This window comes from Methylobacterium sp. GXF4 (assembly GCF_000272495.1).
GTDB classification, from domain to species: Bacteria; Pseudomonadota; Alphaproteobacteria; order Rhizobiales; family Beijerinckiaceae; genus Methylobacterium; species Methylobacterium brachiatum.
The window spans coordinates 48,750-67,608 of sequence record NZ_AKFK01000101.1; the positions used below are offsets into that span (position 1 = coordinate 48,750).

Sequence of the window (18,859 nt, forward strand, 5' to 3'; positions counted from 1 at the left end):
TAGGGCGCGACCTCAATTGCGCCGGAGCAGGCGCTCGAAATAGTCGAGTTCCTCCCGCGGCCGGGTGGGGTCGCCGAGCTTGCGCCGCAGCTCCTCCATGATGCGCCGGGCGCGCTGGACGGCGGATTCGTCCGCGGTCGGGACCCGGACGCGACCGTCGCTCATGTCGCGGCCCTTGGTCGGACGGCCGAGCGGGTCGTCGTCGCGGGTGCCGGCCTGACCCTGCTGCCCCGGTTGCTGGCCACCATCCTGCTGGCCTTCGCCCTGGCCCTCGGCCATCTCCTGCATCTGCTGCGCCATGCCCTCGGCGCCCTTCTTGAGCCCTTCCAGCGCGCGGCCCTGGGCATCGACCGCCTCGTCGGCATCGCCCTGTTTGAGCGCGTTCTCGGCCTCGCGCATGGCGTCCTCGGCGTCGGAGAGCCCCTGCTCGCCGCGCATGCCGTTCTCCTTCATGCGCTGCTCGAGATCCTCCAGGCGCTGGCGGAGCGCCTGCTGGCGGTCGCCGACATCGCCCTGCTGGCCTTGGCCCTGTTGGCCCTGGCCCTGCTGCCCCTGTCCTTGCTGTCCTTGGCCTTGTTGTCCTTGGCCCTGTTGTCCCTGACCTTGCTTGCCCTGGCCTTGCTGCGGACGGCCCTGCTGCCCGCGGTTGCCCTGCTGGCCCTGTTGCTGCTGGCCGCGATTGGACGGACGCTGGCTGCCGCGGGGCTCCTGCCCATCCTTGTATGTCTCGTCGCGCAGGCCCTGCTGCTCGCGCGTCATCGCGTCGAGGTCGCGCATCTGCTTCTGCATCTCGCGGCTGGCCTGATCGGATTTGCCGCCCTTCTCCGCGGTCTGCAGGTTCTCCAGGATGTTGCGCAGCTGCTCCATCAGGCGCTGCGCCTCGGCGGTGTCGCCGCGCTTCATCGCCTCGGCCATGTCCTGGATCATCTTGTCGAGATCCTCGGGCGTGACCGTCTTCGATGACTGGTTGGTCTGGCCCTTCTCGCCCGGATCGCGCGGCTGGCTTTTCTGCTTCTCGGCCATCTGCGACAGGAACTTGTCCAGCGCCTGCTTGAGGTCCTGGGTCAACCGCTTGATCTCGTCGTCGGGGGCGTTGCGCTCGATCGCCTCCTTCAACCGGTCCTGCGCCTGCCGCAGCTGCTTCTCGGCATCCGACAGGTCCCCGTCCTCGATCTTGAGCGCCATCTCCCAGAGAAGGTCGGCGACATCGATCAGGTCGGCATCGGTCTTGGCCTTGCGCAGGCGCTCCGTGGCGGTCCTGAGACCGAGGAACACCGGCGGCTGCTGCGTGAACATGTCGGGCGCGACGAGGAGCGCATCGAGGGCGCCCTGGACCCAGAGCCGGTCGGAATCGGGCGCTGTGACGAGGCGGCGGCGATCCTCCGCGAGCGCGCGTGCCAGGGGATCCCGGAACGGACGGGCCGGCAGCGTGATCTCGGTGTCCTTCGTGCGCCCCTCCTGGCCGGCCTCGTCCTTGACGACGATCTGGTAGCGCACCCGCGCGCCCGACCACGGGCTGTCGGTGAGGTCGACCAGGGTCTTGGTGTCGGTCTCGCCGGAGGCGTCGGCCGGCAGCGCCAGGTTGATCCGCGGGATCGGCGCCAGCGAACGGCCGGCTTTCAGGGGCTCGATCAACCCCTCGGCGGAGCTGATGCCGTAATCGTCCTTGGCCCGATACGTGAGGTTGAAGGTGCCGCGGCCGTTCACCTCGGGACCGCCGACGGCCGTCACCTCGGGCGGCCGGTCCGGGATCGCCTCGACGGTCAGCTTCTGGCGCCCGGCCGGCGTGACGATCACCAATTCGGCGCCGCCGACGATCCGGTAGCGCTCCTCGCGCAAGTCCGGCCGCTCCTCCTGCCCGGGGATCGGCGTGAGCCCGGCACTCGGCGTCAGGGTCGTGTTGGCTGCCGCTCTGCCCTGGCCGGCGATGCGCACGATCAGCTGCGCGTTGACCGGCGCCCGCAGGTGCTGGTCGCTGCCATCCATGGCGATCAGAAGCGGCGGCAGCCGCGTGTAGAGCGGCGGATCGATCCAGCCGTCCACCCGGAAATTCGGCCCGGGCGCGATCGCTTCGTGCCAGTCGAACGCGGCTCCGATCCGCTCGCGCCATTCGGGGCCGGCCACGAACAGGCTCGCGACCGCAGCGACGACGATCCCGGCGCGCAGGGCGTAAGGGTCGCGCCGGGTCATGCCGGGGCGCGGCAGCCCGACCTTGAGGGCCGCCACCGCCTGGGCGGCCCGCCGCTGGTGCAGCGCCCAGAGGGTCCGGCTGCCCGGATCCGCGGCGCCGACCGCCAGCGAATCCTGCGCCGCCGATGCCGGCCCGTGACGGAGCGCCGGATCGCGCGCGGCCGCCTCCCGGTCGAGCCGGGCCAGGGCGACCCGGCGGTCCGGCCGGGCGAGATGGATGAGGGGCAGGAGCGCGACGACCAGCAGGATCGCCAGGACGGCCAACCCGATCTGGCGCCAGAACGGGGCGAGATCGAGCCACAGCCCGGCCCAGGACAGCGCCAGGAACAGCAGCAGGACGCCGAGACCGCGCCAGAGCACCGGCCAGGCCTGTTCCCACAGGGACGCCGCCCTTGCCTGGGCCACGAGCCGGTCCAGCCGCGCTGCGGCCGCCTGTCCCGTGTCGGTGCCGGTCGCGCCGGTGTCGTTGCCGAAGCCGTCCCTGTCGATCACGCCGACCGTTCCGCCTCATGCCAATGGATAGGCCGCCGGCAACCGGGGGAATCCGGGCTCCGACGACCAGAGGCTAGCATGGTGGGCCGCGCCGGTCGGCGGGTCAAATCGGCGCGACCGGGGCCGGAGCCGCCAATCAGTTATGCGCCTGGATGAAGTTGCGCACCTGCGGGTAGATCTGCGTCTCCCAGCGCTTGCCGGCGAAGACGCCGTAATGGCCGACGCCGGCCTGGAGGTGGTGGGTCCGCATGTACGGCGCGAGCCCAGTGCAGAGGTCGTGGGCCGCCATGGTCTGGCCGGGGGCGCAGATGTCGTCGCGCTCGCCCTCGACGGTCATCAGCGCCGTGCGGCGGATCGCTCCGAGGTCGATCGGCGCGCCGCGGTAGCGGAGCTCGTTCTTGGCGAGGGTGTAGTCCTGGAACACCGTCTTGACCGTTTCCAGGTAGAACTCGGCCGCGAGATCGAGGACGGCGAAATACTCGTCGTAGAACGTCTCGATCGCCTCGGCCTTGGAATCCTCACCGTTGGCCATGTGCCAGAACAGGTCGGTATGGCCCTGGACGTGGCGCTTCGTGTTCATCGACATGAACGCCGAGACCTGCACGAAGCCCGGATAGACCCGGCGGCCGGCACCCTTGTGGCGCGCCGGCACCGTGGCGATCAGGTTCTTCTCGAACCATTCGATCGGCTTCGAGGTCGCGAGCTCGTTCACGCCGGTCGGGTTGATCCGGCAATCCACCGGCCCGGCCATCAGGGTCATGCTGCGCGGAGCCGCCGCATCCTTCGCCTGTGCCATGACGGCGGCGGCGACCAGCGCCTGCACGGCCGGCTGGCAGACGGCGACCACGTGCGAGCCCTCGCCCATGGTCTGGAGGAACTGGACCAGGTGGGCGACGTACTCGTTGAAGCCGAACCGGCCCGCCGAGACCGGGACGTCCCGGGCGTTGTGCCAGTCGGTGATGTAGACGTCGTGGTCGGGCAGCATCGTGCGCACGGTGGCGCGCAGCAGCGTGGCGAAATGGCCCGACAGCGGCGCGACCATCAGCACCTTGGGCTGCTCGGTGTGGATGTCCTTCTTGAAGTGGAGCAGGGTGCCGAACGGCGTGACCTCGACGGCCTCCTCGCGGACCGGCACGCTTCGGTTGCCGACATTGACCGCTTCGATCCCGTAGGCGGGCCGCGCGAAGGTCAGTCCGGCGCGCATCATCATGCGGGCATTGGCCGACATCCACCGGGCGGGCTCACTCCAGCGGATCCAGGGCGACCAGGCGTCATTCAGCATCCGACCCCAGGCCCGGGTCTGGGCGGCGAGGTCGGTCTGGAGGTCGAACGCATCGTACAGCATCGGGCGGGCACTCGCGGGCGCCCGGCCCGACACGCGGGCGATCGGGACGACAATCTCGGGCGGATGCCGGGATGGGGACTGCATCAGCATGGCCGGGGAGCATCTGCCCGCCGCCCTGAGGCCGCAACTGTCCAAAGGTTGCAGGCCGATCGGAAAGCGAAGGCCGTGGCTTTGATGCACCAATTCTAAATTGGCGCCCCGCGCGCGGCGAGGCCGGCACGCGGGTCTGGTTTCGGAAGCGAGCCGGCTCAGATCGTCTGGTTGTAAGCGCCGACCTCGGTATTCTCGCGCAGGACCGCGTCGACCGCCTTGAACATCGCGTGCAGGCGCGCCTCCGAGGCTGGGCTCTCGATCACCACGACCAGCTCGGGCTTGTTGGACGAGGCGCGCACCAGGCCCCAGGTCCCGTCCTCGGTGGTGATGCGCACGCCGTTCACGGTGACGAGATCGACGATCTTCGAGCCGGCGATCGGCTCATCCGCGGCCTTCATGGCCTTGAACCGCTCGGTCACGGTCTCGACCACGCCGTACTTCACGTCGTCGGCGCAATGGGGCGACATGGTCGGCGAGCCCCAGGTCTTCGGCAGGGCCCGGTAGAGGTCGGCCATGGACCGGCCGGGGTTGCGGTCGAGCATCTCCAGCACCGCGATGGCGGTGAGCAGGCCGTCGTCGTAGCCGCGCCCGATCGGCTCGTTGAAGAAGAAGTGCCCGGACTTCTCGAAGCCCGCCAGCGCGCCGAGCTCGTTCACCCGCCGCTTGATGTAGCTGTGGCCGGTCTTCCAGTAATCGGTCTTGATCGCCTGGGCCTGCAGCTCCGGGTCGGTGTGGTAGAGCCCGGTGGACTTCACATCGACCACGAAGGTGGAGCCCGGATGGAGCTTGCCGAGGTCGCGCGCCAGCATCACGCCGATCTTGTCGGCGAAGATCTCCTCGCCCTCGTTGTCCACCACGCCGCAGCGGTCGCCGTCGCCGTCGAAGCCGAGGCCGACATCGGCGCCGTGCTCCTTCACCGCGTGCGCGATGGCGTGGAGCATCTCCATGTCTTCCGGGTTCGGATTGTAGCGCGGGAAGGTGTAATCGGGGCCGACGTCCAGCGGCACGACCTCGACGCCGAGGGCCTCCAGCAGGCGCGGCGCGAAGGCGCCGGCCGTGCCGTTGCCGCAGGCGGCCACGACCTTCAGCTTGCGGGTCAGCGGCTTTGCCCGGGACTTCAGGTCCTTCAGGTAGGTCTCGGCGAAGCCTTCGACGAACTCGTAGGCGCCGCCGTCGCGGTACTGGTAGGTCCCGCCGAGCACGATCTCCTTGAGCCGGGTCATCTCCTCGGGCCCGAAGGTCATCGGGCGGTTGGCGCCCATCTTCACGCCGGTCCAGCCGTTGTCGTTGTGCGAGGCCGTGACCATGGCCACGCACGGGCAGTCCAGGGCGAACTGGCCGAAATACGCCATCGGCGACAGCGCCAGGCCGATATCCTTTACCCGCAGCCCCGCCGCCTGCATGCCGGCGATCAGCGCCAGCTTGATCGAGGAGGAGTAGCTGCGGAAATCGTGGCCCGTGACGATGTCGGGGCGCACGCCCATCTCGTGCACGAGTGTGCCGATGCCGAGGCCGAGCGCCTGGACGCCCATCAGGTTGATGTCCTGCGGGAACAGCCAGCGGGCATCGTATTCGCGGAAGCCCGTCGGCTTGACCAGCGGCAGCTGCTCGAACGCGAAGGTGTTCGGCACCAGGTCCGCTTCAGGCTTGGGAAACATCGCGTCTTGCTCCGCTACGACCTCAGATCCGCCCTGGCCCTAGCGAAACATCCGTCCCGGGGGAAGCTCTGCCCGCCTCACGAGGCGCGGCGCAGCGACGGGACCGGCGCGGCCTCGGTCCGGCGAGGCTCGCAGGCGATCTTGAGGTAGCGGTCGCCGCCGCCGGGCAGGCCCGCCTGGGCCGCCAGAATCTGGGCGTGCATCAGGCACTCCATCGGCGAGTGCGCGGGCGAGACGATGATGTCGAGGGCGGTGTCGCGGGAGCAATCCTGCGCCAGCAGGGTGCCGGCACAGACCAGGGCAACGGACAGCAAGTCGGACATGACGGACCTCGGCTTCGATGGATCGAAAGGTCCGCGGGGTGCTCTGGCGTCCGAGCCGCCGCGTTGTCGTTGCCTGGGTGTTTCCTCGCCTGTTCCGACGTCCGCGTGCATGCGGCGTGCCAGCCGCGGCGGATAGCACAGAAGAAAATGATTTCGCCGGGCTCAATCCCGGGTCGGAAGCCATTGCGTCTCCGGCTCGATCGCCGGGAGGAGAGCCGCGACATCGTCCAGGTCGACGACGTAGTGATCCGTCAGCGCGCGCCACATCTCTGCCGACGACCGGACCTGCGGCCTCAGGCCGTCGAGCGCCTGCGCGAGCAGCGCAGCGCTCACGAGCTTCGGGCGTGCCACGAGCGGATCAGCGTTGAGCATCGGTTTCGACCCCGTTTCGGTGCCGGTACACTCCCGCCGGTTTGGTTAATGTCCGGTTACGAACCGCGGCGAAACCTTGCCATATTCTTGAGCCGGACAAACAAAGCCTTCGGCGGATAGATGTGATGCTGCACCGGAAGTTTTCGACAGCGGTGGTTGCGATGAACCCTTATCTTGGTGCTATTCAACATGATAAAGTCCGGTCATCGCGAGTCATGCCGGGCGCCGATCCGTCCGGTTCACAAGCCCGACCCCATCCCTTATCAGGCGGGGGAGATCGAGACGGTCCCGACGGAAGAGGGATGCGCCGCCCCTTCGCGCGATCATCCGCGCTGCGGCGCGGGCCCGGCCGACCGGTATCGCTCTCCGCCTAACGTGCGAGCGGAACATCATGGACGCGACACCTGAAGCGATCGGGGCGACGCAGGGGCCGACCACCCGGTTCGTGCTGGCCTCCGGCTCGCCCCGCCGTCTGGCGCTGCTGCAGCAGATCGGCATCGAGCCGGATTCGCTTCTGCCGGCCGATATCGACGAGACGCCGCGCAAGGCCGAGCCGCCGCGGGAGCTGGCCCGTCGCCTCGCGCGCACCAAGCTCGCCGCCGCCGAGGCCGCACTGCACCATCAGGACCAGAAGATTCCGACCTGGCTTCTGGCGGCCGACACGGTGGTGGCGGTCGGGCGGCGGGTCCTGCCCAAGGCCGAGGGGCCGGACGAGGCGGCCGATTGCCTGCGCCTGCTGTCGGGGCGTCCGCACCGGGTGTTCACGGCGATCTGCCTGCTGTCGCCGAACGGCCGCCGGGAGCGGATCGTCGAGACCCGCGTGCGCTTCAAGCGCCTCTCGGGCCGCGACATCCAGGGGTACCTCGCCTCGGGCGAATGGCGCGGCAAGGCCGGCGGCTACGCGATCCAGGGCCTGGCCGGCGCCTTCGTGGTGAAGCTCGTCGGCTCCTACAGCGCCGTGGTCGGCCTGCCGCTCTACGAGACCATGAGCCTCCTCGACGGCGAGGGCTACCCCGTCCGTGCGGGCTGGGGCAGCCTGGCGTGAGCGACGCGCCCGTGAGCCGCGAGCGCCGCCCCGCCTGTCCGATCTGCCGGAAGCCGTCGACCGAGGAATTCCGGCCCTTCTGCTCGCAGCGCTGTGCCGATGTCGACCTCGGCCGGTGGCTGAACGAGCGCTACGCAATCCCGGAGGAACTCGATCCCGATGCGCCGCCCCCGGAACCGGATCCGGAGCGCTAAAATTTTTCCGCTGCCGGCGTCATGCCGATGTCACGGCAAGGCTGGACAGGCCGCAAACTCCCTACTATACCCCGCGGCGTCCGAGGCCTACGGCGGCGCGGACGTCGCCCAGGTAGCTCAGTTGGTAGAGCATGCGACTGAAAATCGCAGTGTCGGTGGTTCGATTCCGCCCCTGGGCACCATCATCCCGCTAAGCGGTCGATGGTGCTGAACTGAAAATCCACACCATACGTGAAACGATCAGAACGGCGTAGCCGATGTCTGCGTTTGGGCTGTTCCAACACGTCTTTCGATAAGCAATCGATCGAGAGGCACGTTACGAGCTCAACCCAAGATTCGGTGGCATCGGCGCGGACCTTTCATGCGTCTCAGCGCCACTGATGCGTCCTCCTGCCTGTCGCGGATTGAACGGCGGGCGATGGGCCGCCCATTGCGGCGAAACGGTCCGGCTTGATCGATTATCCGCGCGGAGATCCGGCGCCAGCGGTCGCCCAACGCAAATCCGACTCACGGATGCCGACAAATTTTTTGGTATACCAACCGAGTGGCATCCCAGGACAAGCTTCGTTACCCTGCCAAGCACATGGCCGGAGCCGGCATGCGGACAGTCTGAACCCGTACGCCATACGGGCACGCAGCCGATAAAACGAAGACGTCTTGTGGGAGTCGAAGCATGCCGCGCAACATCCTGATCCTGGGAGCCTCGTACGGGTCCCTGCTGGCGACGAAGCTCCTGATGGCCGGTCACAACGTGACCCTGGTCTGCCGCCGCAAGACCGCCGATCTGATCAACCAGGAGGGGACGGAGGTCCGCATCAAGCTGCGGGACGAGCCGAACCACCGCTCGATCCTGTCACGCGACCTGCCCGGCACCCTGGACGCCGCGCCGCCCGAGGATATCGACCCGTCGCGCTACGACTTGGTCGGCCTCGCCATGCAGGAGCCGCAGTACAACAACCACACGATCCGGGTGCTGATGATCAAGATCGCGGCGGCCAAGCTGCCGTGCCTGTCGATCATGAACATGCCGCCGCTGCCCTATCTCAAGCGGATCCCGGCGCTGGCGGCGATGGATCTCGAGGACGCCTACACCAATGCCGGTGTCTGGGACCGGTTCGAGCCCGGCCTGGTCTCGCTCTGCTCGCCCGATCCGCAGGCCTTCCGGCCGCCGGAGGAGGGCGCGAACGTGCTCCATGTCGGCCTCCCGACGAACTTCAAGGCCGCGACCTTCGCGGACGAGGCGCATAACCGCCTGCTGCGCGAGCTGGAGGCCGATATCGACGCCGTCCGCCTCGACGGCCAGGACGTGCCGGTGAAGCTCAAGGTGTTCGACTCGCTGTTCGTCCCGCTCGCGAAATGGTCGATGCTGCTCACCGGCAATTACCGCTGCATCACCCCGCAGGAGCCGCAATCGATTCGTGACGCGGTGCACGGCGATCTCGCCAAGTCGCGGGCCATCTACGAGCATGTGGACGGCATCGCCCGGCGTCTGGGCGCGGACCCGCAGGATCAAGTGCCGTTCGAGAAATACGCCAAGGCCGCAGAAAGCCTGCTCAAGCCCTCCTCGGCCGCGCGCGCCGTAGCGAACGGCACCCCATTCATCGAGCGCGTTGACCTCCTGGTGAAGCTGATCTCGCATCAGCTCGGCACCCCGGATGCCGAGATCGACCGCACGGTGCAGATCGTCGATCGCAAGCTCGACGAGCGGGTGATCGAGGGCTGATCGCGCCTGGCGCGGATCGGCGGCCCGGCGCGACCCCGATCCCGCTGGGCCCCGATCGTTTGCCGGATACGGTTGTGGCCGGGCTCCGGCCCAGGTAGATGCGCCCGCTCGGATGCGGGAGGCGAGGCGCATGGATGGGCGATGACGTGGCCGCTCTTCTGCTGGCTCTGGCCACTGAGAATGCCGAGTTGCGCGCCCAGTTGGCCGCTGCCCAGGACATGCTGATGGAGACGGCGATCGATGCCGGTCATCTGCATGCCCGGATCGAGTCGGTTCAGGCCGAGCGCGACGCATGGCGCGCGGAGGCCGAGCGGTTGGGCCGGCCCAATATCGGGACGGGCTGATCTCGGTGGGCGGCTCCGTGCTCGGGCGCGGCCCGTCCGCGAAGCTTCGATGGCAAGGCAACCGGCGGGCAGGTATCGCGCTGATCCGCCCAGACAAAATCGGTTACAAACACGCAAAAGTTGCGTACCCAGGCAACACGAATCCTTGAAGTTGTGATATGAGGAACTAAACCAGGATCGATTCCGGTCCGGAACCAGACCTGCAATGCCTAAACCGAAGTCACCTGAATATCGGACTTTATCAGGGGCATTCCAGGGTGCCCTCGATGCGCTGGATGTGATCGGCAACTGGTCGTGGGATGCAGCCTCCGATTGCATCCAGGCCGACATGTTCGTCGCGCTTCTGTTCAACGTGGACCCGGAGGAGGCCGAGGCCGGCCTTCCGCTCGGAACCTTCGTGAACGCCATCCACCCGGACGACCGCGACCGCGTCCTCGCGCTGGTTCGCCGCGGCGGTCGGGATGGCGGTCTCTACGCGATCGAATATCGGGTCCGCTCCGCCGACGGCGTGACCCGCTGGGTGCTGGGTCGGGGCCGCTTCCTGTTCGATCACCGGGGGCGGCCGGTCAGCGGCAGCGGCATCATCGTGGATATCACCGACGTGCGGATGGGCGAGATGCAGGCCGGTCCCGCGGAGGTTGCGGACCTGCGCGGCGAGCCGCCGCTCGAGCGCGCGGCCGACTTCGCCATGGCGGCGCATCGGGCGATCTGCGAGCTTCAGGATCCCGCGCTCAAGGCGCGCGCCGAAGCGCTGCTGCTCGATCTCGGGCGCAGGCTCGCCGAGCAGGAACGGCGCACCCGTCGCGCGCACATGAACTGATGGCGGCGGGCGTCGGGCGGCTTAGATCTCGTCCGGGTCGGTGAGGTGCAGGTAGGCCGGGTCGAACTCGGCCGCCGCCTTCAGGCCCTCCCAATCGTGGACGATCAGGCGCCGGCTGCGCAGCGTGATCAACCCGGCTTCCTTCAATTCGCGGATCGTGCGGTTGACGTGAACCGGCGTGATCCCGAGAGCGTCCGCCAGTTCCGGCTGGATCATCGGCATCTCGCAACTCCGATCCGGGGCGAGGCCGACCACGCCGAACCGCGTGACCAATTCGCAGAAGAGATGGGCCATGCGGGCATAGGCATCCCGGCGACCGGTGTTGAGCATCCACTCCCGCACCATGGCGGCATCGATCAGCGTCGTGCGCCACAGGGCATCGCCCAATCGTGGAAACGCCCGTAGGAGCGCCCGCACGGCGTCGTGCTGGACGAAGCCGACCTTGCAGGGATTGATGGTGGCGATGCTGATGTCGAGCACCTTGAGGTGCAGGCTCTGGATGTCGGGTATGTCTCCGGCGACGTGATACGCCATCACCTGACGCTTGCCGCCCTGTGTCGTCTTGTATGTGCAGGCAATGCCGTCCAGCAGGGCGAAGCAGCGCGCCGGGCGATCCCCCTCGCGCACGATGTCCTGGTAGGGCTCGATCTGAGACACCTGCATCGGCAGGGCATGGAGCGCGGCCCGCTCGTCTTCCGTCAGCGCGAAAAGGGCGATGCTCTCGATCTTGCGAACGAACGGGTGCTTGCCGGTATGTTGAGAAAGTCCCGTCATCGCTCCCCCGCTTGCCGGCGAGTGCACGCGATCCCGCCGCCATCAGCTCCCAAGCTCGAGAGCTGTTGCAGGCCCGGCATAGCAGCAACCCTGCGCCCGAGCCACAGCGCAACACTGCTACTCACGGCTTAAAATTGTATGGAAATGCACACTCATGCGGAGGCCTGGCGATGCGGACCTCCGGAAGTCTTGGTCCATGAGACGAAGCCCGGGCTCGCTGTATGCGCTGATCGTCGATTGGCCCGTCTTCGGCAGCGCCGCGCTTTGATTCTGACAGGACTGCGGCAGGTCCAGGGATCCTCGTCTATCCGGGGAGGCCGCAGCAGCGATGCGATGCCTGGCATCGCTGCTGCGGCCGCCGATGGCGCTGTTTACGGTCTTCATCGGTCGGCTGGACGATCCGGGAATCACAGACGCGATCCTGGCTTTGGCACGGTGCCGCCGCCCGGTTGGTCAATGCGCAGGGTGCACGTCTGGCGCTCTCAGAAGTAGACTGGCACTGGGAGGTTGGTCTCAACCGACCAGAGGTCGGCGCTGGTCGGACGGGCGATATACGGATGCCCGGCCTCAACTTTAGAGGCGAAATCACGTCCGAGTGAACTGGTTGCACAACGAATTAACATGTTTCTCTGCTTCAATCGTCAGTTCATCAGTCTGTTACGTTCAGTGAATAGAGTGTTTTTGCGCAAATCTGAAACAAAAATTTCTAGCATTGCACTACTTAAGTCAGATACGTGTTCGATATGATTTTTACTAAATATCTGAATTACGAGATAATGACGCATTTTGTCTGATTGAGCGATTGATTTTTAGGGGCGATCATTCAACGAGGGTCGTGATATTTCTTGAGGCGATCAAACTTGAATAGCTTTCGATTGGGAGGGTTCTTTGAAAATCTCGACGTTGATTATTCTTATCACGACGTCAATCAGTGCTGTCTGTCTCGCGGTCACCAGCCAAGTCATCTTGCGAGAGCGCGCTGATTACCTGAACAGCGTGCAGGCCCGGGTCGGCGTCGCGACCGCCCGGACGGTGCTCGCGGCGTCGACGCGGATCTCGCAGGAGCGAGGCCCGTCCAACGCCGCGCTGGGGAGCGAGCTGCCCATGCCCACCGCGACCGAACAGGCGCTGGCTGACATCCGCGGCCGGACCGACGCGGCGTTGCGCGCCGCCACCTCGGCCACCTCGGCCCTGCCGGGACAATGGCAAGTCCAGGCGTCGGGCGCCGTAGGAGAGGCGACGCGCGCGCTCGGCGCGGCGCGCCAGCGGATCGAGGCCTTGACAGCGTTGCCCCTGGCGCAGCGGCGTCCGGATGAGGTCACCGGGGTCGTGAACGCGCTGATCGCCGTTCCGCCCCGCCTGGACGCGGCTCTGAACGCCGCGGACGACATGGCGGTCACGGCTGATTCGCGACTGGGCTCATGGCTGACGTTGACGCGGACCGCCACCGAGTTGCGCGATTTCGCCGGTCAGATCGGCTCGGTGTTCACTGCGGCCCTTGTTGGCAAGCGCCCGATGACGGCGAGTGAGATCGGTCAATACAACCGACTGAGTGGACAGGTCGACGCCCAGATCCGCCAGATGCTGCTGGCACGTGGCAAGATCGGCGACGATGCTCATGTCGACGCGCTCATCCGAACCCTGCAGGACAAGTACGTGGAGGGGGGGCAGCGGCTGGCCGCCGGGATCGTCGACCAGAGCGTTGCCGGACATCCTTCCGACCTGACGGTCAAGAAGTTCGCCGACCAGTATGTGCCGGCTATGCAATCGATCATCGAGCTGCGCGAGCGCCTGTTCGATCTCGTGTCCGAGCAGATCGAGCAGCGCATTGCGGCGGCGCGGACGCGCCTGTTCGTGTACCTTCTGATCGGCCTCTCCGTGCTGGCGGTCTGCGTCGGCGTGATCGTCCTGTGCATCCGCAAGGTCTCGATGCCGATCCGCAGGATGGCGCAGGTGATGAGTCGTATCGCGAACGGGGATACCGAGATCCGCGTCCCCGATACCGAGACGAAGAACGAGATCGGCGCTATGGCGGCGGCCGTTCAGGTATTCAAGGACAACCTGATCCGTACCGGAGCTCTTGAGGCGGAAGCCGCGCAAGCGCGTGTCACCGCCGAGGAGCAGCGCAAGGCCGGCATGCGCCAGATGGCCCAGGCATTCGAGCAGGCGGTCGGCGGCATCATCGGCATGGTGTCGTCCTCGGCCACCGAGCTGCAGGCGACCGCGGGCGCGATGTCGACTATGGCCGGCCGGACCTCGGTCCAGTCCGACGCCGCGGCAGCGGCGGCCGGACGGGCCGCGTCCAACGTCAACACCGTGGCGGCCGCCTCCGAAGAGCTCGGCTCGTCGGTGCAGGAAATCGGCCGGCAGGTGGATGGGTCCGCGCGGCTCGCCCAGGGCGCCGTCGACGAGGCCGGGCAGACCGTGATCTTCGTGGAGGAGCTGAGCATCACCGTTTCCCGCATCGGCGACGTGGTTGGGCTGATCACGTCGATCGCCGCGCAGACCAACCTGCTCGCCCTCAATGCCACGATCGAGGCAGCTCGGGCCGGCGTGGCCGGCCGGGGCTTCGCGGTGGTCGCCTCCGAGGTGAAGGCCTTGGCCGAGCAGACCGCGAAGGCGACGGAAGAGATCGCCGGACAGATCGCACAGGTCCAAGCCTCCACCAAGCAGGCGGTGTCGGCAATCGGTTCGATCACGGCCCGCATCCAGGAGATCAACGGCGTGGCGTCGAGCATCGCTGCGGCGGTGGAGGAGCAGGGCGCAGCGACGCAGGAGATCATCCGCAACGTCGCCCAGGCGGCGGAAGGGACCGGCACGGTGACCAGCAACATCGCGGGCGTGGCCGGTGCCGCCGAGGAGACCGGCGCCGCCGCGGACCAGGTCTTGGATGCAGCCTCGGAGCTGTCGCGGCAATCCGAGCACCTCGCCGCTGAGGTCGAGCGCTTCCTCCACACGGTTCGCGCCGCCTGAGCGACGCGCCCCGGGGCTTCGCGGCGCCGGGGTAAAGGCCGCGGCGGGGGCTGGAAATCTCCGCCGTGTCCGCGCACACACGCGGAGCGGCGCGGTCGCCGTGCAGCCCTGACGGAACGGTCCGATGAACACGGCAGATCTCGCCCCGCACGCCCATCAGGTCCTGCGCGAGGCGACCCTGCCCGAGCTGCCGAACCATTATCGCGGCAAGGTCCGGGACAATTACGACCTGCCGGACGGGCGGCGCATCCTGATCACCTCGGACCGGATCAGCGCCTTCGACCGGGCGCTCGCCGCGATCCCGTTCAAGGGCCAGGTGCTCACGCAGACCGCGCGCTACTGGTTCGAGCGCACGGCCGACCTCTGCCCGAACCACGTCCTCGCCTATCCGGACCCGAACGTCGTGGTCGGCCGCCGCCTGGAGATCCTGCCCGTGGAGGTGGTCGTGCGCGGCTACCTCGCGGGCACGACCTCGACCTCGGTGCTCACGCGCTATCGGGCCGGCGAGCGTGAGATGTACGGGCATCGCTTCCCGGACGGGATGCGCCCGAACGAGCGCCTGGAGCAGGCCGTGATCACGCCGACCACCAAGGCGTTCGACGGTGGACATGACGAGCCGCTGACCGAGGCCGAGATCCTGGAGCGCCAGCTGCTCAGCCCGGAACAGTGGCGGACCGTGTCCGAGGCGGCCCTGGCGCTGTTCGCCCGCGGCCAGGAACTGGCGGCGGAGCGGGGGCTGATCCTGGCGGATACGAAATACGAGTTCGGCACCGATCCGGAGGGCCGGATCGTCCTGGCCGACGAGATCCACACGCCGGACAGCAGCCGCTACTGGTTCGCGCAGAGCTATCCTGAGTGCTTCGAAGCCGGCGCCGCGCCGGAGAGCTTCGACAAGGATTTCGTGCGCAACTGGGTCGTGGCCCGGTGCGATCCCTACAAGGACCCGATCCCCGAGATCCCGGCGGACGTCGTGCTGGAAACCGCCGCGGTCTATATCCGCGCCTACGAGACGATCACCGGCGCGCGCTTCACGCTGCCCGATCCGGGCGAGGCGCCGCTCGATCGCGTCCGGCGCAACATCGCCGCCTATCTGGCGGCCGAGCCGATCCGCTGAGGGCGGGACGGCGCACAGCGCGCCGTCCCTTCCGGTCGCATCAGGCGGCCGCCTTGATCGCGGCCGGGACGGGCGCATCCATGGCCCGCAGGTAGACGTCGAGCAGCGTCTCGTGCTCGTCGCGCTCGTCCTTGTCCTGCTTGCGGATCTTCAGGATCTCCTTGAGGATCTTGACGTCCAGGCCCTCGCCCTTGGCCTCGGCGAAGATCTCCTTCTTCGCCTCCATCAGGTCCTTGATCTCCTCCTCCAGCCGTTCCACGCGCTCGATGATCGAGCGGATGCGGTCGCCCGCGACGCCCACGGTGTCGGTCATGTCGGTCATGCAAAGCCTCGTCGTATGACGGGCGCTACCCTCGCGGCAGAGGGTAAGCAGGGGGTTAAGGCCGGGGTTGGCCGGCGCCGATCCGCGTCTCGATCCACCCGACGATCGCGTCCGCAACCTGATCGCTGTTCGATTCCAGCATCATCATGTGGCCGTTGCCGCGGATGCCGTGCTCGGCCAGCGCCAGCCGGTCCGGCTTGGCGCCCGCCTGGGTGAGGAAGGCCGCCGTGCAATCGTCCATGGTCGCCCGGAACGAGGCCTCCGCGGTCACGATCACGGCCGGCACCTTGGCCAGGTTCGGCAGGGCGCGGGCGGGCTCCGCCTGCAGCCAGCAGCGGATCCGGTCCGGCCCGGAAGCGTGCTCGGCCTGGACCACGGTCAAGTCCGCCGGGCCCCTCACCGGCGGCTCGAACTGCAGCGGCACCCGGGTGATGCCGTAGGGGCGGGCCCGGGCGTCGCCGACCCGCTCGTACCATTCGGCGCCGCCCTTGAACTTGATGTCGAAGAAGGTCGGCCCGTTCGGCTCGACGGCGACATGCGCCTTCACAAGATCGGGCCGCTGGTCCGAGACCGCCCAGCCGAACACGCCGGCCTGCGAATGGGTCAGGACGATCGCCGGCCCGATCTTTTCCAGGAGCGCGATCAGCGCCGGATCGACCAGCTCCTCGCTCTTCAGGGCGCTCGCGATATAGGGCACCTGCGAGCGGTAGAACTGGTCGAAGGCGGCGTTGCCGCGCAGGCCCGGGCCGCCCGGCCATTGGGTGTGCAGCGTCGCCTGCGGGTAGAGCGCCGACCGCTCCTGCCCGGTGAAGACCGTCTCGAGATCCTCCATAGGAAGGCGCGCATAGGGGCCGTAGGTCTCCGCATCGCCGCCCGAGCGGCCTCGCCCGACCTGATCGACCACGTAGACCGCGAAGCCCTTGGCGGCGAACCGGTCGGCCCAGCCGAGCCGTCCGTCGGGCGTGCCGAGGAAGTTGGTCCCGGTCTGCGCCGTGCCGTGGACCATCACCACCGGATAGGGCTGCGTGATCCGCGCGGGGGCGCGGTATTCCACGAACATCTGCCCGCGGGCGGTGGTCTTGCTGCTCGTGGTCTCGTAGCGGCCGCCGACGAAGAAGTAGCCGGCGGACTGCGTGGGCCTGAACGGTCCGGCGTCTTCGGCCCGGGCGAAGCCCACCCCGAGGCAGAACAGCGTCAGCGCGCCGGCAGCGGCGGTCTTGAGCATGGTATCCTCCCGCGGACGTCTGGCGCGCCCGACGGGTATATCAGCGACAGAATACCAGCCGGTCCAGCCGAACCCCCGGCCGGCCGGTTTCAGGCATGGGCGAAGCGGCGCTTTTTCCCGAGCGCCTCTTCCACCGTGCCGGCGCCGTCGAGATAGCCGTGCACCTTCGGGTTCGGCATGATCAGCGAGCCCACGAAGGCCACCGCCATCAGCACGGTGACGTACCAGAAGAACGTGCTCTCCATGCCGGCATCCTTGAACCACAGGGCGACGAACTCGGCGGTGCCGCCGAACATGGCGTTGGCCAGGGCGTAGGACAGGCCGACGCCGAGGGCCCGCACGTTGGTGGGGAACAGCTCGGCTTTCACGATGCCGCTGATGCCGGTGTAGAACGACACCACGGACAGGCCGAGGGTGATCAGCGCGAAGGCCAGGTAGGGATCCTTGTTGGTCCCGAGCGCCGTCATCAGCGGCACCACCATGAGCGTGCCGAGCCCGCTGTAGAGCAGCATGTTCGCCTTGCGGCCGATCTTGTCGGACAGCGCCCCGAACAGTGGCTGGATGATCATGTAGACGAACAGAACCACGGTCATCACCTGCGAGGCCGAGGTCTTCGGCATCCCGGCGGTGTTGACCAGGTATTTCTGCATGTAGGTCGTGAAGGTGTAGAAGCTCAACGAGCCGCCGGCCGTGTAGGCGAGGACCACGCAGAACGCCCGCCAATGCTTGAACAGCTCGGCGAAGGTGCCGGCATTCTCCTTGTCGCCGGCTTCCTTGGTCTCGGCGAGCGAGCGTCGGAGGTAGAGCGCCACCACCGCCAGGCCGGCGCCGATGAAGAACGGAATGCGCCAGCCCCAGGCCGACAGGTCCGCCGCGGTCATCACGGTCTGGAGCAGCACCAGGACCAGCGAGGCGAGCAGCTGCCCGCCGATCAGCGTCACGTACTGGAACGAGGCGAAGAACCCGCGCTTCCCCTTGATCGCCACCTCGCTCATGTAGGTCGCCGAGGTGCCGTACTCGCCGCCCACCGACAGACCCTGCAGCATGCGCGCCAGCAACAGCAGCACGGGCGCCAGCGTCCCGACATGCTCATAGGTCGGCAGGATGCCGATCAGGAGCGAGCCGAAGCACATCATCAGCACCGAGACGACCATCGAGGTCCGGCGCCCGACCCGGTCGGCGATGCGCCCGAACAGCCAGCCGCCCACCGGGCGCATGAAGAAGCCCACCGCGAAGATGCCGGCCGTCTGGAGGAGCTGGCTGGTGGAATCGCCCTTCGGGAAGAAGGCGGGCGCGAAGTAGAGCGCGAAGAACGCGTAGCAGTAGAAGTCGTACCACTCGACGAGATTGCCCGAGGACGAGCCGACGATCGCCCAGATCCGACGCTTGCGGTCGGCCGCATCGTCGGCGGCGCTCGGCGCGATACCGATCGTATCGTCCCTCAGGGCGGACATGGCGTCTCCGTCGCGTGACTCATCGGCCGGTAACAGCCGGCCTATTCTTCGATGGGCGCGACGTTACAGGCGGTGCCCGTGATCGCAAGGCCGTGATCGGACTTTGACCGGGACAGCGCGCGTCCGTGTCATTTCCCCTCGGGGTCCATCGGGCGCCGGCACGGAACGGATTCCCCCGGGACCCCGTTGCGGCCCGGCACGCGTGCTGCGGGCACGCCAACGGCAACGGGACGACACGCCATGATACGGATCTTCAGGGACACGGTGGCAGCCGCCATCCTCATCGCCGGCGCGGCGACGGCCTTTGCGCAGGGCGGTCCAGGCGGAGGCGGCGGTCCGGCGGCCGGCGGCGGCGGTGCAGGCGGCGGTGCCGGCCCGGCGGCGGGCGGCGGCGCGGG

General features: G+C 67.8%; 16 protein-coding genes and 1 tRNA gene. 8 read left to right on the forward strand and 9 right to left on the reverse strand.

Annotation, left to right across the window (positions count from 1 at the left end; all coding sequences use genetic code 11):
- Positions 1 to 12: 12 nt before the first annotated feature.
- The 5 genes from WYO_RS26990 to WYO_RS27010 all read right to left on the reverse strand — a co-directional run bounded on the left by WYO_RS26990 (position 13) and on the right by WYO_RS27010 (position 6,473).
- Positions 13 to 2,682: a TIGR02302 family protein gene (locus WYO_RS26990; protein ID WP_007568732.1), complete on the reverse strand. Its 2,670-nt coding sequence runs from the start codon at positions 2,680 to 2,682 to the stop codon at positions 13 to 15.
- A gap of 136 nt (positions 2,683 to 2,818) precedes the next feature.
- Entirely contained in the window at positions 2,819 to 4,027 is a 1,209-nt protein-coding gene (gene phaZ / locus WYO_RS26995; protein WP_039904440.1) for a polyhydroxyalkanoate depolymerase, read from the reverse strand.
- A 248-nt stretch (positions 4,028 to 4,275) separates the two neighbouring features.
- Positions 4,276 to 5,778 carry a phosphomannomutase/phosphoglucomutase gene (locus WYO_RS27000; RefSeq protein ID WP_007568736.1) on the reverse strand — a complete coding sequence of 501 codons (1,503 nt, stop codon included), beginning with the start codon at positions 5,776 to 5,778 and terminating at the stop codon, positions 4,276 to 4,278.
- 77 nt (positions 5,779 to 5,855) lie between these two features.
- Positions 5,856 to 6,101: a hypothetical protein gene (locus WYO_RS27005; protein ID WP_007568738.1), complete on the reverse strand. Its 246-nt coding sequence runs from the start codon at positions 6,099 to 6,101 to the stop codon at positions 5,856 to 5,858.
- A gap of 162 nt (positions 6,102 to 6,263) precedes the next feature.
- Positions 6,264 to 6,473, reverse strand: a complete 210-nt coding sequence (locus tag WYO_RS27010) for a hypothetical protein (protein WP_007568740.1) — start codon at positions 6,471 to 6,473, stop codon at positions 6,264 to 6,266.
- Positions 6,474 to 6,864: 391 nt separating this feature from the next.
- Here WYO_RS27010 and WYO_RS27015 point away from each other — a divergent pair, with 391 nt between their 5' ends.
- From WYO_RS27015 to WYO_RS27040, 6 genes are all read left to right on the forward strand, one after another.
- Complete coding sequence (locus tag WYO_RS27015) at positions 6,865 to 7,518, forward strand: Maf-like protein (RefSeq protein WP_007568742.1); 654 nt, start codon at positions 6,865 to 6,867, stop codon at positions 7,516 to 7,518.
- 11 nt (positions 7,519 to 7,529) lie between these two features.
- Positions 7,530 to 7,712 (forward strand): DNA gyrase inhibitor YacG, encoded by a 183-nt coding sequence (gene yacG / locus WYO_RS27020; protein WP_007568744.1) that lies wholly within the window; start codon positions 7,530 to 7,532, stop codon positions 7,710 to 7,712.
- Between the two features lie 106 nt (positions 7,713 to 7,818).
- Positions 7,819 to 7,894, forward strand: a tRNA-Phe gene (locus tag WYO_RS27025).
- A 491-nt stretch (positions 7,895 to 8,385) separates the two neighbouring features.
- On the forward strand, positions 8,386 to 9,435 hold the full coding sequence (locus tag WYO_RS27030; protein WP_007568746.1) for a 2-dehydropantoate 2-reductase N-terminal domain-containing protein: 1,050 nt from the start codon (positions 8,386 to 8,388) through the stop codon (positions 9,433 to 9,435).
- Between the two features lie 134 nt (positions 9,436 to 9,569).
- On the forward strand, positions 9,570 to 9,779 hold the full coding sequence (locus tag WYO_RS27035) for a hypothetical protein (protein ID WP_007568749.1): 210 nt from the start codon (positions 9,570 to 9,572) through the stop codon (positions 9,777 to 9,779).
- A gap of 277 nt (positions 9,780 to 10,056) precedes the next feature.
- Positions 10,057 to 10,599 carry a PAS domain-containing protein gene (locus WYO_RS27040; RefSeq protein ID WP_348270305.1) on the forward strand — a complete coding sequence of 181 codons (543 nt, stop codon included), beginning with the start codon at positions 10,057 to 10,059 and terminating at the stop codon, positions 10,597 to 10,599.
- Between the two features lie 21 nt (positions 10,600 to 10,620).
- On the opposite strand, the gene WYO_RS27045 is transcribed toward WYO_RS27040, so the two are convergent.
- Positions 10,621 to 11,373: a Crp/Fnr family transcriptional regulator gene (locus tag WYO_RS27045; RefSeq protein WP_007568754.1), complete on the reverse strand. Its 753-nt coding sequence runs from the start codon at positions 11,371 to 11,373 to the stop codon at positions 10,621 to 10,623.
- Between the two features lie 888 nt (positions 11,374 to 12,261).
- Here WYO_RS27045 and WYO_RS27050 point away from each other — a divergent pair.
- Entirely contained in the window at positions 12,262 to 14,346 is a 2,085-nt protein-coding gene (locus WYO_RS27050; RefSeq protein WP_007568756.1) for a methyl-accepting chemotaxis protein, read from the forward strand.
- 124 nt (positions 14,347 to 14,470) lie between these two features.
- Positions 14,471 to 15,460 (forward strand): phosphoribosylaminoimidazolesuccinocarboxamide synthase, encoded by a 990-nt coding sequence (locus tag WYO_RS27055; protein WP_007568758.1) that lies wholly within the window; start codon positions 14,471 to 14,473, stop codon positions 15,458 to 15,460.
- 40 nt (positions 15,461 to 15,500) lie between these two features.
- Here WYO_RS27055 and WYO_RS27060 read toward each other — a convergent pair whose 3' ends face one another.
- The 3 genes from WYO_RS27060 to WYO_RS27070 form a co-directional block, all read right to left on the reverse strand.
- Positions 15,501 to 15,782 carry a DUF2312 domain-containing protein gene (locus WYO_RS27060; RefSeq protein ID WP_007568760.1) on the reverse strand — a complete coding sequence of 94 codons (282 nt, stop codon included), beginning with the start codon at positions 15,780 to 15,782 and terminating at the stop codon, positions 15,501 to 15,503.
- Positions 15,783 to 15,837: 55 nt separating this feature from the next.
- Complete coding sequence (locus tag WYO_RS27065; protein ID WP_007568762.1) at positions 15,838 to 17,007, reverse strand: alpha/beta hydrolase; 1,170 nt, start codon at positions 17,005 to 17,007, stop codon at positions 15,838 to 15,840.
- Between the two features lie 89 nt (positions 17,008 to 17,096).
- Entirely contained in the window at positions 17,097 to 18,461 is a 1,365-nt protein-coding gene (locus WYO_RS27070) for an MFS family transporter (RefSeq protein WP_007568764.1), read from the reverse strand.
- Positions 18,462 to 18,859 lie beyond the last annotated feature (398 nt).

Bases quoted from the DNA above. Each gene is read 5' to 3' on its own strand.
- WYO_RS27010 (WP_007568740.1), bottom strand. From the start codon at position 6,473: ATGCTCAACGCTGATCCGCTCGTGGCACGCCCGAAGCTCGTGAGCGCT.
- WYO_RS27030 (WP_007568746.1), top strand. From the start codon at position 8,386: ATGCCGCGCAACATCCTGATCCTGGGAGCCTCGTACGGGTCCCTGCTG.
- WYO_RS27045 (WP_007568754.1), bottom strand. From the start codon at position 11,373: ATGACGGGACTTTCTCAACATACCGGCAAGCACCCGTTCGTTCGCAAG.
- WYO_RS27035 (WP_007568749.1), top strand. From the start codon at position 9,570: ATGGGCGATGACGTGGCCGCTCTTCTGCTGGCTCTGGCCACTGAGAAT.
- WYO_RS27070 (WP_007568764.1), bottom strand. From the start codon at position 18,461: ATGTCCGCCCTGAGGGACGATACGATCGGTATCGCGCCGAGCGCCGCC.
- WYO_RS27060 (WP_007568760.1), bottom strand. From the start codon at position 15,782: ATGACCGACATGACCGACACCGTGGGCGTCGCGGGCGACCGCATCCGC.
- WYO_RS27005 (WP_007568738.1), bottom strand. From the start codon at position 6,101: ATGTCCGACTTGCTGTCCGTTGCCCTGGTCTGTGCCGGCACCCTGCTG.
- WYO_RS27015 (WP_007568742.1), top strand. From the start codon at position 6,865: ATGGACGCGACACCTGAAGCGATCGGGGCGACGCAGGGGCCGACCACC.
- WYO_RS27000 (WP_007568736.1), bottom strand. From the start codon at position 5,778: ATGTTTCCCAAGCCTGAAGCGGACCTGGTGCCGAACACCTTCGCGTTC.
- WYO_RS27055 (WP_007568758.1), top strand. From the start codon at position 14,471: ATGAACACGGCAGATCTCGCCCCGCACGCCCATCAGGTCCTGCGCGAG.
- WYO_RS27065 (WP_007568762.1), bottom strand. From the start codon at position 17,007: ATGCTCAAGACCGCCGCTGCCGGCGCGCTGACGCTGTTCTGCCTCGGG.
- phaZ (WP_039904440.1), bottom strand. From the start codon at position 4,027: ATGCTGTACGATGCGTTCGACCTCCAGACCGACCTCGCCGCCCAGACC.